Here is a 14,187-nt window from a genome sequence, read left to right as displayed (position 1 = left end):
GGGGGGTGGCCCCCCGGCCCGCCCCCCCCCGCCGGCCCGGGTCTCACACCCGGTTTGGTGGGGGGCGGTTCAGGGGCGGCCGTGGTGGCCGGTTCGGCCAAACCAGGACGCTCAGGTTTCGACCGCCGTTGATGCCTGCACGGTTGTGCTAGCGGGGCAGGGCCGGGCTGGAAGTCCACAAGCTCGCCTACGGATGGGGAGCCAGGCAGGTCGAGACACTTGCCCTCGACCACGAGCCTGACAGCGACTGACCGATCCACGGCCGGGCGGCCCCCGCGCTCCGCACGCGTCGGCCGCCCCGAGGACTTGGGTGCAGCGGCCGCGTCAGTCGTCGGCGGCCACAAGGAGGGTGAGGGTGCCGAGGCGGCGGTCGATCAGCACGAGTTCATGGAACTCGATGTGGATGGGGCCGTAGTCGTGGTGTGCATCCTCGGGGAGGGTTCCGAGTGCGTACCGACTCGTCGCATGGCGGATCGGGGCGTAGACCGCCTCTTGCAGCCTCGCATCCAGGTCTGGGGGAAGCGGGACACCGCTGGTGGTCCACGTGCGGATCGTGCCGGTCGCGCTTGCCTCGTCGACAGCCGTGTACGTGCTGGGAGTGATCCGATCAGACCACCACTGGCCGTGGCGCGGTTCGAGCCAGAGGCCAGCTCCGTCGTAGGTGTCCCGAAACTCGGGGTGGGCAATCAAAGCGGCCAGAAGGCCCTGATCGTCCAGTGATGTGAGGGGCAGGTGGAAGCGCTTGATGTGAACCCACCGATAGCCGTGGCCCCGCCTGTCGGAAAAGCCGAAGTCCCTGAAGTTGACGAAGGGGCTGTCCCAGTGAGTGAGCGCATGGTGCATACGGGTCAGGATCACCCAGCGGACCAGATGACCAAAATCGCAGAGGAGCTGCCTCGTCGCTGCCTTCGAAGGCCAGCCGGGCGCGCGTCCGATCAATGGGGCCAACTAGAGCGCTCGGGGCCGGGTGAAACGCTCAGGTACATACGCCTGTGACTTAGCGCTGTATCTGGCACCGATCGCCCAGTACCGCGCTCATCATCGGACGGGCCGATTCAGGACCCGGATGCCTGTGGCTGGCGTGCGCTGGCGGCCGGGGTGGTTGACGATCGCGGTCGGGCCTCGATGTTCACGAACTCTGAAGGCAGCAGGTCCCAGGCCCCCAATGGGGTGCTCTCTCCGCTGCGACCGCATCTCCGACCTGGCTGCGGGGCACGGCTGCGAGCACCGGCGTCTCAGCGCCGGCTAACCGGCGACCCTGGGGGGACTCACGTCCCGCTGGCCCAAGACTTCGCCACGCAGCCGGCCAACGTCACCGGATCCGGAGTGGTAGGCCAGAACGCTGTCCAGGGGACCAGCGACCCCAACCAGCTGAAGGGCCTCGCCGACGGTTTCATCCAGGATGCGCAGGACGGGAACAGCTGACGCCAGAGCGGGACGGGCACACCGCAGCCCGCACGCCGAGCACCGACGTGCGGGCCAGGCGGTTCAGCAGAACAGCTTCAAGCACTCTCTGCGCCCAGGCTCCCCCGAGCGTCCAGGTCACCGCTGGCAGGCCAGAGGGCGAGGGCGTGGGGAAGGGACAACGCCCCGGTGTAGAGGGCGCGTCCGATCACTGCACCCGCCACGCCAGAGGGTGCGAGGGCGGAGATGTCCCGCAGGTCCTCCAGATGACGGATTCCCCCGGCGGCCAGGACCGGGACGGCAGCGTGCGCGCAGACCTCCTTGATGAGAGGGAGGTTGGGGCCGACCAGGGAGCCTTCCTTGCCGATGTCGGTCACGAGCAGGCGGGCGCAGCCGGCGCGCTCCAGACGGTCAAGGATCTCTCCCAGGGCGCCTACCTCGTCGGCTCCACCGTCTGTGACCACACGCGGTCCCTGCGGCGTCGAGCGGACCAGCGTGCTGACGCCGAGACGGTCGCCGTGCTCGGCGATGGCCTGGGCGCACCAGTCGAGGTCGGTCAGGGCCGCGCTGCCCAGGTTCAGCCGGGCGCAGTGGGTGCTGAGTGCACGGTGGAGGGTGTCCTGGTCGGCCACGGAGCAGAACAGCGCCTGGACGTTGATGTCGAGGGCGCTGACGATGCGTTGGACGAGTTCGAAGTCGGCGTCGTGGGCCTGGTCGGAGACCGCCACCAGATGGACCCAGCGGGCGCCCTGGGTCTGGAAGCGCAGGGCCACTTCGAGTGCGTCGGTCTGAACCGTCTCGGGTACCGGCTGGTCCTCAACCAGGTGGACGACTTGCCCCCGGTCGATGTGGATCGAGGGAAACACCGTGAACGACACAGCTTTTCTCCTATCAAGGCGGGTGGCTCGGGGCCGGCATCGGCTGCGGCAGGGCCGGGTCCGGCTTCCCAGTCCACCCGCTCACGGTAGCGATCACGTCGTGCCCCGCGCGTATTGCCTGGCGGCAAGTCCGGGCGGCTTCTTCAGGCAGGCGACTGCGCGCCGGTTACCGCCCCGAGCAGCGGTCAAGCCGGAGGTGGGGCAGACGGGGCCCCTGTCGGCCTGGGTGGGGAGTCGCGAGGCGTAGGTGATGAGCCGCTGCCGTGCTTCACCGACATCCTCCATTGGAATTGCCCAGTTCAGACCGCGGACCACTGAAGTCAGAGCACTCAGAAGTGACAGATAGCCCACTCATTTGCCAGTAGAGCGCTCAGTCACACAAACGCCCCCGCACTGCGAGCACCGCACAGACCGACTCGTCGTGTTCGATTTATGTTCGATACATTGAAGACAGATCGAGCCATCTGGCTTGAATGATGTCTCGTGGATCGGAGGTGGGAGCGTGAGCGCCTCGCTGTTCTCCCACCTCCACGTCGCCTCGGGCTATTCCTCCCGCTACGGTGCTTCGCTCCCCCATGCTCTGGTGCGCCGGGCCGCCGACCGCGGCATCGGCGTCCTTGCGCTGACCGACCGCGACACGGTGGCCGGGACGGTCCGCTTCGCCAAGGCCGCAGACGCCGCCGGGATCCGACCCCTGTTCGGCGTCGACATCGGCGTCGCGCCCGTCTCCGTGGCGGAGCCCAGCGCCGGGCGGCGTCGCGTACCGGTGCGCGGGGGCGCGCACGTGGTGGAGGCGCGCTGGCGGGTGACGTTGCTGGCACAGGATGCGGGTGGCTGGGCGCGGCTGTGCCGGATCGTGTCAGCCGCGTACGCCTCGCCGGTGGACGGGGTGCCTCTCGCGCCGTGGCCGGTGCTTGAGGAGTACCTGGGTGATGGCCTGGTGGTGCTGCTGGGCCCGTCCTCACAGCCGGCCGCGGCGTTGATGGCCGGGCGTCCGGACCGGGCCGAGCAACTGCTTGCGCCATGGCGGGTCATCGCTGGGCGGGGCCTGCGTCTGGAGGCGGTCGACCTGGGCCGCAGCGGCACGGGCCCGGGCTCGCTGCGGCTGGCGGCGCGCACGGTGCAGCTGGCGGACGAGCTGGGCGTGCCCGTCGTGGTCGCGGGAGCGGTGCGCTACGCCGACCCGGCCCAGCATCGCCTCGCGGACGTACTGGATGCGGCCCGGCTGCTGCGCCCGATCGACCGGCGCGGACTCGACGGCGGCGAGCGGTGGCTCAAGGGCCCCGGCGAGATGAGCGAGGTCGCCGCGCGGATCGCCGCAGCGGCCGGGCACGGCGGCGAGCGGGCAGCCGCGCTGCTCGCCGAGACCGAGGCGACCGCCGCCTCCTGCACCCTGACCTCAACCGGCCTGGGGATGGGCCGGGCACATTTCCCCGAACCCCACGTGGTGGGCGCCGACCGCTCGCGCGGCGGGCCGATGCGCCTGCTGCGCCAGCGCTGCGAGGCCGGTCTCAGCGCACGTGGCCTGGACCGGAACACGGCCGCGGTGCGCCAACTGCACCACGAGCTCGACGTCATAGGCCGACTCGGCTTCGAGGGCTACTTCCTGGCCGTCGCGCAGGTCGTCGCCGATGTGCGGGCCATGGGCGTGCGGGTCGCCGCCCGTGGCTCCGGCGCCGGGTCCATGGTCAATCATGCGTTGTTCGTCGCCACCGCCAACCCGCTTGAGCATCGCCTGTTGTTCGAACGCTTCTTGTCGCAGCGGCGCACCTCACTGCCCGACATCGACCTGGACGTGGAGTCCGCGCGCCGCCTGGAGGTCTACGACAAGATCTTCGAGCGGTTCGGGCACGAGCGGGTCGCGGTGACCGGCATGCCGGAGACCTACCGGGCCCGCCACGCCCTGCGCGACACCGGGCTCGCGCTGGGGATCGCCCCGCAGACCATGGACGAGATCGCCAAGTCATTTCCGCACATCCGGGCCTGCGACATCCGCTCCGCGCTCGCCGAACTGCCCGAACTACGTCAACTCAGAGAGCGGCAGGGAGAGTTCGGGACGCTCTTCGAACTCGCCGAGGGCCTGGACGCTCTGGTTCGCGGCTACGCCATGCACCCGTGCGGCGTGATCCTGTCCAACGCCGCGTTGCTGGACCGGCTGCCGGTGCAGCCCACACCGGGCGGCAACTACCCGATGCTGCAGGCCGACAAGGAGGACGTGGAGGACCTGGGCCTGCTCAAGCTGGACGTGCTGGGGGTGCGGATGCAGTCCTCGATGGCCCACGCGGTCACCGAGATCCACCGCACCACCGGCAAGCTCCTGGACCTCGACAACCCTGACCACGTCCCCCTGGACGACGAGACGACGTTCGAGATGATCCGCCGCTCGGACACGATCGGCTGCTTCCAGATCGAGTCGCCCGGTCAGATGGATCTCGTGGGCCGACTGCAGCCCCGGCACATGCAGGACGTCATCGCCGACATCAGTCTCTTCCGTCCTGGCCCGGTCAAGGGCGGCATGCCGGCCCGGTTCATCGCGGCCCGCCACGGCGCGGCCCCGCACTATCCGCACCCCGATCTGGAGCCGATCCTGGACGACACGATGGGTGTGGTGATCTGGCATGAGCAGATCATCGCGATCCTGGCGAAGATGACGGGCTGCGACCGGGCCGCCGGTGACGTGGCCCGGCGCGCCCTGGCCGATGCCGAGCGGCTGCTCGGCGTGGAGGTGTGGTTCAAGGCGGCCTCCGCACAGCGCGGCTACAACCCCGTGGTGATCGACGAAGTCTGGGCGACGGTCCGGGAGTTCGGCGCATACGGTTTCTGCCGGGCACACGCCGTGGCGTTCGCCGTGCCGGCGGTGCAGTCGGCCTGGCTCAAGGCCCACCACCCGGCCGCCCTGTACGCGGGGCTGCTGGAGCACGATCCGGGGATGTGGCCGATGCGGGTCATCGTCGCCGACGCCCGCCGCCACCACGTGCCCGTACTGCCCGTCGACATCAGCCGCTCCCACACCGAACACCGGGTGGAATCCACCGCGGGCGGGCTGGGTGTGCGCCTGGCGCTGTCGACGGTGAAGGGAATCAGCGAGGCGGAAGCGGATCGCATCGCGGCCCACCGGCCCTACGTCTCACTTCAGGACTTCTGGCAGCGGGCCCGCCCCTCGCTGCCGATCGCCGAACGCCTCATCCAGATCGGCGCCCTCGATGCGACCAAGGGCGCGCTGACCCGCAGGGACCTGCTCCTGCAGGCCCGTGAGCTGCACCGGCACAGCCGTAACCGCGCCACCGCTGACGGGCAACTCGCGTTGGGCGGTGACCTGGTGGGTGCGGAGCCCAGCGGACTGCGCGAGATGACCAGCCGCGAACGGATGAGCGCCGAACTCGATGTCCTGTCGATCGACGTCTCCCAGCACCTGATGGAGCACCATCACCGGCTGCTGCGCGAGCTCGGCGCCACCGATGCCGTCCACCTGCAGCGCCTGCACCCCGGACAGAAGGTATTGGTGGCCGGGGTGCGTGCGTCCACCCAGACCCCGCCCATCCCCTCCGGCAAGCGCGTCATCTTCGTCACGTTGGAGGACGGGTCGGGGCTGGTGGATCTGGCCTTCTTCGAGGACTCCCATGCGGCGTGCGCCCACACCATCTTTCATTCGGGCCTGTTGCTGGTGCGGGGAACGGTGGAGGCGCGCGGCGCGCGCCGGACCGTGGTCGGCCAAGTCGTGTGGGATCTGGAAACGGTGGCAGCCGCCCGCCGGAACCATGGCCCGCAGGTCGCCCTCGACCTCCTGGGGCACACCACGCCCGCACGGACTCCCGCCCGCGGCAACGGCCAGACGGCTGCGGCCCGCATACTCAGCGACGGCACCGCGGGGGCGCAACTGTCCGCGTGGTCCGATCTCCAGCCCGCGGGGAGCCGCTCGGCGGACTTGCGCCGCCTGGGCCACCGCTCGGCCGGTTCTCCGGATCCCTAGATGTCTCACGGGGCAACGGTGTGCATCCCTGAGGGTCCGATGCGGCTCAGCCAGGCCCTGATGACACTGTCTGCTTCTTCGGCTTTTTCTCCCTGGATGGCGAGCCCCTGGGCGAACGCAGCGCCGCGGCATGAGTCCGCGTAGTCGCGTTCAGTGGTGCCCAGGCCGCTCATGGCGTGGGTCGTGAACGGGACGACGGTCTTGCCGGTGAAGTCGAGTTGCTCCGTGAGCGTCGTCATGATCATGGGTGCGCGGACGTTCCAGATGGGACTGCCCAGCAGCACGGTGCCGTAGTCGTCGAGGTCGGGCAGTCGGCCCTGGATGGCGGGCCGGGCGTCGGTGTCCTGTTCGCGGACGTTGCGCTTGACGGTCGCGTCGTAGCTTTCCGGGTAGGGGTCGACGGGCTCGATCCGGTACACGTCGCAGGCGATGAGGTCACGGATCTTGCGGGCCACGACCTCGGTGTTGCCGACTTTCAGATCGATGCGGTCCCCGTAGTGGTAGTTCTCGCCGGGCCGGGAGAAGTACGCGAGCAGTACTTTGCCGCGAGGCGTGGCGCTCGTCGTCGGGTCCGGTGTTCGGCTCCTTTCCGGGGGCGGCTGCTCGTCCCCGGAAGAGCAACTGGTGAGGTGAGGCGTGGCCATTGCGGTGGCTCCGGTCAGCAGCGCGGCGCGCAGGATCGTCCGACGCCGGGCGGGAGTGCGGTCCTGTGGGTGCATGGCGTGTCCCTTCATCCGGCGATCCGAACCGGGGTGGAGCGAGGGCCGGACGGCCCCGGTCCGGCCCTCTCACTTCCTGGGTGAACGTCGATCAGGCGTCCAGGCGGCGCTTGGCGAGCCAGGCGACGATCTCGGGGTCGTGGTGGTCGAAGAACAGGGAGCTGCCGGTGTCGAGGGCGGCGATCCGGGCCATCTGTTCGTCGGTGAGGTGGAAGTCGAAGACGTCGATGTTCTCGGCCATGCGCTCGGCGCGGACGGACTTCGGGATGGCGATGACGCCACGCTGGGTGAGCCAGCGCAGGACGACCTGCGCGACGGACTTGCCGTACTCCTGGCCGATCTCGGCGAGCAGGGGGTTGGTGAACAGGTCGTTCCTGCCTTCGGCGAAGCCGCCCCAGGACTGGATCTGCACGCCGTGCTCGCGCATGAGGGTCTGGTAGTCGGCGCGCTGGAAGAAGGGGTGGGTCTCGATCTGGTTGACGGCCGGAGTGATCTCGTTGTTGACGATCAGGTCGACCAGACGGTCGGGATAGAAGTTGGCGACACCGATCGCCTTCGTGAGGCCCTCGCGGTTGATGTCCTCCATCGCGCGCCACTGGCCGTAGACATCGCCGAAGGGCTGGTGCATCAGGTACAGGTCGAGGTGATCCAGGCCCAGCCGGGTCAGGGACGTCTCGAAGGCGCGGCGGGTGTTGTCCTGAGCGGGGGCGTCCTGGACCCACAGCTTGGTGGTGACGAACAGGTCCTCGCGCGGGATGCCGCTGGACTTGATGGCGCGGCCGACGGCTTCTTCGTTGCCGTACGCCGCGGCGGTGTCCAGCAACCGGTAGCCGGCGGCCAGGGCGTCGGAGACAGCACGCTCGGTGTCCTCGGCGAGGATCTGGTAGACACCGAAGCCGAGGAGCGGCATGGCGACGCCGTTGTTCAAGGTGACGGTCTGCATGGGTGAGGTGTCCTTTGCTGTTCCGGCGGCGGGTGGTCCGGCGGGGCGGCGGGTCAGGGGCGGATGAGGGCCTTGAGGGTCCGGCGGTCGGCCATCGCCCGGTAGGCGTCCGGGGTGAGGTCGAGGGTGAATTCCCCGTCGAAGACGCGGCCGGGGGTGATGGTGCCGTCCAGGACGTCAGGCAGCAGTTGCTCGATGTAGGCGCGGGCGGGGCTGGCACCGCCGGTCAGGGTGATGTTGCGCATGAACTCGGCCGGGCCGATCGGGCCCTGCTCGTACTGCGGCACGCCCAGGCGGCTGATGGTGCCGCCGTCCAGGACCGCGCCGAGGGCGGTGTCGAGGGCCGGACGAGTACCGACGGCCTCGATCACCTTGTCCACGCCCCCGGTCAGCTCGCGGATGCGGGCGATGCCCTCTTCGCCGCGCTCGGCGACGACGTCGCCGGCGCCGAACTCGCGGCCCAGGTCGGTGCGGGCCGTGTGGCGGCCGGCGAGCACGATCCGCTCGGCCCCGAGCCGCTGCGCGGCGATGACCGCGCACAGGCCGACCGCGCCGTCCCCGACCACCAGCACCGTGTCACCCCGGCCGACGCCGGCGGTGACGGCACCGTGGTGACCGGTGGTCATCACGTCCGACAGCGCCAGCAAGGAGGGCAGCAGCCCGGAGTCGGCGGCCACCGGCAGCTTCACCAGAGTTCCGTCCGCGTGCGGCACGCGGACGGCTTCGCCCTGGCCGCCGTCCACGCCGTCGAAGCCATACCGGCCGCCGTTGCGGCACGAGATGTGCAGGCCCTCGGCGCAGTAGTCGCAGGTGTTGTCGCTGTAGGTGAACGGGGCGACGACCAGGTCACCCGGCTTCAGGCCGGTCACGTCAGCGCCGACCTCCTCGAGCACACCGAGGAACTCGTGGCCCATGGGCCGGCCGGTGTCGGCGGCGGGCATGGAGGCGTAGGGCCACAGGTCGCTGCCGCACACGCAGGAGGCGACCACGCGGACGACCGCATCGGTCGACCGGAGGATCTTCGGGTCGGGCCGGTCCTCTACGCGGACGCCTCCGGCGCCGTACATGACTGCTGCACGCATGAAGGGGTTACTCCAAACAGGGGGTGGGTCCGGCCGCGACGAGGCGGCATCAGCGTTCGAGCATCCGGGCCTGGGCCTCGGTGTGGGTGGCGCCCACGGCGGGGGGCAGGCTGGAGAGCCGGTCCAGTTGCTCGGCGGTCAGCGAGACGGCGTCCGCGGCGGTGTTCTCCTCGACCCGGGCCACGCGCTTGGTGCCGGGGATCGGGGCGATGTCGTCGCCCTGGGCGAGCAGCCAGGCCAGCGCCACCTGTCCGGGCGTGGCATCGGCCTCGTCGGCCAGGGCCTTGACCTCGTCGGCGAGGGCGAGGTTGCGCCGGAAGTTCTCGCCGGTGAAGCGCGGGTTACCGCGGCGGAAGTCGTTCTCGTCGAACTGGTCGGTGGAGCGAACGGTCCCGGTCAGGACGCCTCGGCCCAGCGGGGAAAAGGGCACAAGCCCGATGTTCAGCTCCCGCAGGACCGGCAGGATCCGCTCCTCGATCCCGCGGGTGAACAGGGAGTATTCGGACTGGACCGCGGTGACCGGCTGGACGGCGTGGGCGCGGCGGATCGTGTCCGGTCCGGCCTCGGAGAGCCCGAAGGCACGCACCTTGCCCGCGTCGATCAGCTCCTTCACGGCGTCCGCGGTCTCCTCGATCGGCGTGTTCGGGTCGACGCGGTGCTGGTAGTACAGGTCGATGTGATCGGTGCCGAGGCGCTTCAGGGAGCCCTCGACAGCGGTACGGATGTTCGCCGCGGAGGAGTCCAGGTTCCAGGCGCCCTCGCCGCCGTGGGAGACCAACCCGAACTTCGTGGCGAGCACCACCTGGTCCCGGCGGCCCTTCAGCGCCCGTCCGAGCAGGTCCTCGTTCGTGTACGGGCCGTAGATCTCGGCGGTGTCGATGAGCGTGACGCCCAGCTCCAGCGCCCGGTGCACGGTCCTGATCGACTCCGCGTCATCGGTGCCGGAGCCCGTGTAGCCGTGGGACATGCCCATAGCGCCCAGACCGATCCGGGAAACCTCCAGGTCACGCAGCTTGATGTAGCGCATTTCGCCCTCTTCGCGTCGCGGCGTCGTCCGACATCCTGATCGTCACGCGGGATGTCGGCATCTTGCTCCTTCAGCTTCGCCGGGCGTACGACGATGTGGCAGGGCGGGCTCTTCAGGGGTAATGACAGGGCCCCCCTCCAACAGCGCGCGGCGGCTACCCGGCGGGTGAGACTGGAGCCATGGCATCGACGAGCGCACCCAGCGAGGGCGCCGAGCTGGGCCGCTATCTGCGCGCCCGCCGCACCCAGACCAGCCCCGAACATGTCGGTCTCACCGTCGGCGCCGGCGTACGTCGCACCCCCGGCCTGCGCCGTGAGGAACTCGCCACCCTCGCCGGCATCAGCATCGACTACTACGTACGCCTGGAGCGCGGCAAGGAGACCCGTCCCAGCCCTGCCGTCCTGGACGCGCTCGCCCGCGCCCTGCACCTGGACGACCAGGAGCACCAGCACCTGCGCGAACTCGCCGCCCGCGCCGCCCGCTACGTCGCCGAACCACCGCCCGCGCCGAGCCGCGCCGTGCGGCCCCACCTCAAGCTGCTGCTCGAGTCACTGCGCCCGAACCCGGCGTACGTCATCAGCCGCAGCATGGACATGCTGGCGTGGAATCCCGGCGGTCTCGCCCTCTACGCGGGCCTGGACGACTGGCCCGTCAAGCACCGCAACCTCGCCCGGTACCTCTTCCTCCACCCGGCCGCGCGCGATCTCTTCCCCGACTGGGACCGCCAGATCACCGCGTGCGTCGCCCGCCTGCGTGCCATCGCCGGCACCGCACCCGACGCTCCGGACCTCACCCAGCTCGTCGGCGAACTCCTCCTCAAGAGCCCCGACTTCGCCAGCCTGTGGGAACGCTACGAAGTGAGCGGGCGCAAGCCCGCCCACAAGACGTTCCAGCACCCCCAGGTCGGGACGATCATCCTCACCTCGCAGTCCCTGCACGTGGAAGGGACCCCCGGCCAACGCATCGGCGTCTACACCGCCGACCCCGGAACCCCCGACCACGACGCCCTGCTCCTGCTCGACATGACCGCGCCGTCCGTCGTGAAGCCCGGCACCTCATCCCAATCCCACAGGAACTGACTGCCGACCCACCATGCCGTCGGCGCTGACTCAACTCGTCGACCGGTCGCTCGCGGTTCAAGGCGGGTGTGACCTGGCCGCCTTCCATCCGCCACGCGCTTCGTACCGAGCGATGAGTTTGGGCGACGTATCGAGTCTGCCCTGACATGACTCGTATCGTCGCTGACATCTCGGTCTCCCTCGACGGCTTCGTCACCGGACCAGATCCGGGGCCGGACAACGGTCTGGGGACTGGTGGCGAGGCCCTGCACACGTGGGCCTTTTCCGATGACCCCGACGACCGCAGGCTCCTGAGCGAAGGGACAGCCCGCTCGGGCGCCGTCGTACTCGGCCGCCACCTCTTCGACATCGTCGACGGGCCACAGGGCTGGGACGACACCACCGGATACGGCGCCGGCGAGGTCGGCAAGCCCGCGTTCGTCGTCGTGACGAGCTCGCCGCCGAAGTCGGTGCGGACTTCCAACCTCGACTGGACGTTCGTCACCACCGGACTCCCCGACGCCGTCAGCGCCGGACGCGCACGAGCGGAGGCGGCGTCGTCGGACAGCGGCAAGGACCTCGACGTCATCCTCATGGGCGGCGGCGCCACCATCGCCTCGGCGCTCGAGGCCGGGCTGGTCGACACGCTGACGCTGCACCTCGCACCCGTCGTCCTGGGCGCCGGGACACCCCTGTTCACCGGCGGAGCGCCACGCACGCTGGTGCAGCGGAGCGTGACCGCGACCTCGACCGCGACCCACCTGACCTACGACGTCTCGCGGTGATCCGATGACCACCGCCAAAGCCAATGGGGTCGCCTTGGGGATCGAGTCGTTCGGGGACGACGACGCCCCGCTCGTCCTGCTCGCGGGCGGAACCACGATGCTCTCCTGGCCCGACGCACTGTGCGAGCACCTCGCCGCCGGCGGGCGCCGTGTGGTGCGCTACGACCTGCGCGACAGCGGGGAGTCGACGACGAGGGATCCGGAGACGCCCTTCTACACCCTGCGCAGCCTGGCAGCCGACGCGGCGGCCCTGGTAGACGCGCTCGGCGGGCGGCCTGCGCACCTCGCGGGGATCGGCGTCGGCGGCATGGTCGCCCAGGTGGCCCTGCTCGACCATCCGGGCGCGTTCTCTGCGCTCACCCTGGTCGGCACGCGCGCGGTTGCCCCGGGCCCACCCGACGAAGACCTCCCCGATCACGACCACGCGACACTGAGCGGACTGTTCGCGCGTCCGATGCCCGATTGGAGCGACCGCGAGGCGGTGGCGGAGTTCGCGGCCGCCGGCGCGGAGATCCTCGGCAACGACCCCCTCGCCGCGCGCGTGACAGCGGCGCGCATCTGGGACCGTACGCCCGGCACCACACCCCCGGTTCAGATGGCCAACCAGATGGGCATGGTGTTTTCCCGGCTCGACTGCAAGCCCCGCTGGCGCGAGCGCCTGCCCGAGATCAAGGCCCCCACGCTTGTCGTCCACGGCCGCCGCGACCCCTTCTTCCCCGTCGGTAACGGCGAGGCCTTGGCGCGCGAGATCCCCGGGGCACGGCTGCACGTCCTCGACGAGGTTGCCACCGCGCTGCCGGATGCGGTGGCCGGCGAGGTATCCGCAGCGATGCTCACGCTCGGGTAGGTGACGGCCGAGCTACGCAGGTGGGCCTCTTCTTGCGCCGTAACAGCGAGCATTGCCTATTGAGAAACGATAGATTAACATCGCTTCTCGATAGAAGGAGAAGCATGGGGAAATTGACAGTGCTCGCGCTGCGCTCTGTGATCGTGGCGCTGCTCGCCGGTTCCGTGTTCATCCAGGTACTGATGGTGCTCCTGCTGGGGCACGACGCGGGAGGCGCCGACAACGACGTCGCAGACTTCCCGCGTATCCCGGTCCTGTTGATCACCATCCTGGGGATCGCGTGCGCCGAGATCGTCCTGGCCTGCGTGTGGCGCCTGGCATCGATGGCCCGACGCGGAACGCTGTTCTCACACAGCGCTTTTCGCTACGTCCACCTCATGACGGGCGCGTTCGTGGCGGCTGCACTCCTCCTGTGGACGCTCGGTGTCGTCCTCGCGCCGGGTGAGGCCGTCGCGCCAGGCGTCGTCCTCCTGATCGGCGTGGCAGGCGTGGCAGTGCTCGGGGTCGCGCTCATCGTGCTCGTGCTTCGGATGCTGCTGGCCCAGGCCGTCGCACGTGACGTCGAGGCGTCGCAGATGCAGGCCGAATTGGACGAGGTGATCTGATGCCGATCGCCGTCGACATCGACGTGATGCTGGCCAGGCGGAAGATGCCCGTGGGCGAGCTCGCCGAACGCGTCGGAATCACGCCGGCCAACCTGGCGGTCCTGAAGAACGGCCGCGCCAAAGCCGTGCGCTTCGCGACACTCGCCGCCCTCTGCGAAGCGCTCGACTGCCAGCCGGGAGACCTGCTGCGTTGGGAGGCGACGGATGAGACCGGCGATACGGACAGTGCCCCCACCCTCGCTGCATCTGCACAGGCCCCGAACTCGACGAGATAGCACCATGCTGGACCCATGAAGGTTCAACCCGTGCTTGTTTTTGATGGCGACTGCGGTTTCTGCACGACCTCGGTGAGTTCGCCGAGCGACGCGTCCGGCCCCGTTGCGAGATCCTCCCTTGGCAGTTCGCGGATCTGGACGCGCTCGGCGTCACCCAGGAGCGAGCCGAGTACGAGGTGCTGTGGGTGACTCCGGTGGGGAGGGTGTACGGAGGGTCCCGAGCCGTGGCGAAGGCGCTCTTGAGCGCGGGCCGGGGATGGTCGGCGCTGGGTGCCTTGCTGACGTTGCCGCCTCTGAGCTGGGCTGCCCACGCTGTCTACCGCCTGGTCGCGGACAATCGTCATCGCCTGCCGGGAGGGACAGCCGCCTGCGCCCTGCGCGGCTCCCGGCCACCCGGGCGGTGACTTCGGCAGTCTCTGCGGGCCGATGGCTTCGGAGCGGAACGCCTGCGCAGCGGCCCGTACGACACGTCTGACGTGTACCGGGAGGTGGGCCCCAGGGGGGGGCGCCCACCGGGCCCCACCCCCCCCCCCCCCGTTTTTGGTGAAATAGATGTTGTGGAAAGGGGGGGGGGAAACGCGGTGGCCGGCCCCC

The 14,187-nt window shown here is 69.9% G+C and carries 12 protein-coding genes and 1 pseudogene; 7 read left to right on the top strand and 6 right to left on the bottom strand.

The features are described from left to right. Positions 1 to 324: 324 nt before the first annotated feature. The gene (locus tag ACWGIH_RS39445) at positions 325 to 858 is read right to left on the bottom strand and encodes a hypothetical protein (protein WP_453510410.1); all 534 of its coding nucleotides are present in this window, start codon (positions 856 to 858) and stop codon (positions 325 to 327) included. 644 nt (positions 859 to 1,502) lie between these two features. Next, on the bottom strand, positions 1,503 to 2,282 hold the full coding sequence (locus tag ACWGIH_RS39440; protein ID WP_453448244.1) for a HisA/HisF-related TIM barrel protein: 780 nt from the start codon (positions 2,280 to 2,282) through the stop codon (positions 1,503 to 1,505). 502 nt (positions 2,283 to 2,784) lie between these two features. On the opposite strand from ACWGIH_RS39440, the gene ACWGIH_RS39435 reads away from it, so the two are divergent. Next, on the top strand, positions 2,785 to 6,252 hold the full coding sequence (locus ACWGIH_RS39435) for a DNA polymerase III subunit alpha (protein ID WP_453448245.1): 3,468 nt from the start codon (positions 2,785 to 2,787) through the stop codon (positions 6,250 to 6,252). Positions 6,253 to 6,257: 5 nt separating this feature from the next. On the opposite strand, the gene ACWGIH_RS39430 is transcribed toward ACWGIH_RS39435, so the two are convergent. The 4 genes from ACWGIH_RS39430 to ACWGIH_RS39415 form a co-directional block, all read right to left on the bottom strand. Beyond that, the gene (locus ACWGIH_RS39430) at positions 6,258 to 6,971 is read right to left on the bottom strand and encodes a flavodoxin (protein WP_453448246.1); all 714 of its coding nucleotides are present in this window, start codon (positions 6,969 to 6,971) and stop codon (positions 6,258 to 6,260) included. 91 nt (positions 6,972 to 7,062) lie between these two features. Further along, entirely contained in the window at positions 7,063 to 7,914 is an 852-nt protein-coding gene (locus tag ACWGIH_RS39425; protein ID WP_453448247.1) for an aldo/keto reductase, read from the bottom strand. A 53-nt stretch (positions 7,915 to 7,967) separates the two neighbouring features. Further along, positions 7,968 to 8,996, bottom strand: a complete 1,029-nt coding sequence (locus ACWGIH_RS39420) for an alcohol dehydrogenase catalytic domain-containing protein (protein ID WP_453448248.1) — start codon at positions 8,994 to 8,996, stop codon at positions 7,968 to 7,970. 49 nt (positions 8,997 to 9,045) lie between these two features. Continuing rightward, positions 9,046 to 10,023 carry an aldo/keto reductase gene (locus tag ACWGIH_RS39415; RefSeq protein ID WP_453448249.1) on the bottom strand — a complete coding sequence of 326 codons (978 nt, stop codon included), beginning with the start codon at positions 10,021 to 10,023 and terminating at the stop codon, positions 9,046 to 9,048. Positions 10,024 to 10,202: 179 nt separating this feature from the next. Between ACWGIH_RS39415 and ACWGIH_RS39410 the strand changes: the two genes are divergently transcribed. The 6 genes and pseudogenes from ACWGIH_RS39410 to ACWGIH_RS39385 all read left to right on the top strand — a co-directional run bounded on the left by ACWGIH_RS39410 (position 10,203) and on the right by ACWGIH_RS39385 (position 13,997). After that, positions 10,203 to 11,102: a helix-turn-helix transcriptional regulator gene (locus ACWGIH_RS39410; RefSeq protein ID WP_453448250.1), complete on the top strand. Its 900-nt coding sequence runs from the start codon at positions 10,203 to 10,205 to the stop codon at positions 11,100 to 11,102. A gap of 146 nt (positions 11,103 to 11,248) precedes the next feature. Continuing rightward, on the top strand, positions 11,249 to 11,866 hold the full coding sequence (locus tag ACWGIH_RS39405; RefSeq protein WP_453448251.1) for a dihydrofolate reductase family protein: 618 nt from the start codon (positions 11,249 to 11,251) through the stop codon (positions 11,864 to 11,866). Positions 11,867 to 11,870: 4 nt separating this feature from the next. Continuing rightward, positions 11,871 to 12,713: an alpha/beta fold hydrolase gene (locus ACWGIH_RS39400; protein ID WP_453448252.1), complete on the top strand. Its 843-nt coding sequence runs from the start codon at positions 11,871 to 11,873 to the stop codon at positions 12,711 to 12,713. Positions 12,714 to 12,817: 104 nt separating this feature from the next. Further along, positions 12,818 to 13,318, top strand: coding sequence for a DUF2975 domain-containing protein (locus ACWGIH_RS39395; protein ID WP_453448253.1), 501 nt, complete (start codon positions 12,818 to 12,820; stop codon positions 13,316 to 13,318). Beyond that, a complete protein-coding gene (locus ACWGIH_RS39390; RefSeq protein ID WP_453448254.1) occupies positions 13,318 to 13,593 on the top strand; it encodes a helix-turn-helix domain-containing protein in 276 nt (91 codons plus the stop codon). Before ACWGIH_RS39395 ends, ACWGIH_RS39390 begins: the two co-directional genes overlap by 1 nt. 15 nt (positions 13,594 to 13,608) lie before the next feature. Then, a pseudogene (locus tag ACWGIH_RS39385) lies at positions 13,609 to 13,997 on the top strand (thiol-disulfide oxidoreductase DCC family protein). Positions 13,998 to 14,187: the final 190 nt, after the last annotated feature.

This window comes from Streptomyces sp. NPDC054872 (genome assembly GCF_053610705.1).
This window is presented reverse-complemented; position numbering and strand designations above follow the sequence as displayed.

Bases quoted from the DNA above. Each gene is read 5' to 3' on its own strand.
- ACWGIH_RS39390 (WP_453448254.1), top strand. From the start codon at position 13,318: ATGCCGATCGCCGTCGACATCGACGTGATGCTGGCCAGGCGGAAGATG.
- ACWGIH_RS39430 (WP_453448246.1), bottom strand. From the start codon at position 6,971: ATGCACCCACAGGACCGCACTCCCGCCCGGCGTCGGACGATCCTGCGC.
- ACWGIH_RS39395 (WP_453448253.1), top strand. From the start codon at position 12,818: ATGGGGAAATTGACAGTGCTCGCGCTGCGCTCTGTGATCGTGGCGCTG.
- ACWGIH_RS39405 (WP_453448251.1), top strand. From the start codon at position 11,249: ATGACTCGTATCGTCGCTGACATCTCGGTCTCCCTCGACGGCTTCGTC.
- ACWGIH_RS39400 (WP_453448252.1), top strand. From the start codon at position 11,871: ATGACCACCGCCAAAGCCAATGGGGTCGCCTTGGGGATCGAGTCGTTC.
- ACWGIH_RS39425 (WP_453448247.1), bottom strand. From the start codon at position 7,914: ATGCAGACCGTCACCTTGAACAACGGCGTCGCCATGCCGCTCCTCGGC.
- ACWGIH_RS39415 (WP_453448249.1), bottom strand. From the start codon at position 10,023: ATGCGCTACATCAAGCTGCGTGACCTGGAGGTTTCCCGGATCGGTCTG.
- ACWGIH_RS39420 (WP_453448248.1), bottom strand. From the start codon at position 8,996: ATGCGTGCAGCAGTCATGTACGGCGCCGGAGGCGTCCGCGTAGAGGAC.
- ACWGIH_RS39410 (WP_453448250.1), top strand. From the start codon at position 10,203: ATGGCATCGACGAGCGCACCCAGCGAGGGCGCCGAGCTGGGCCGCTAT.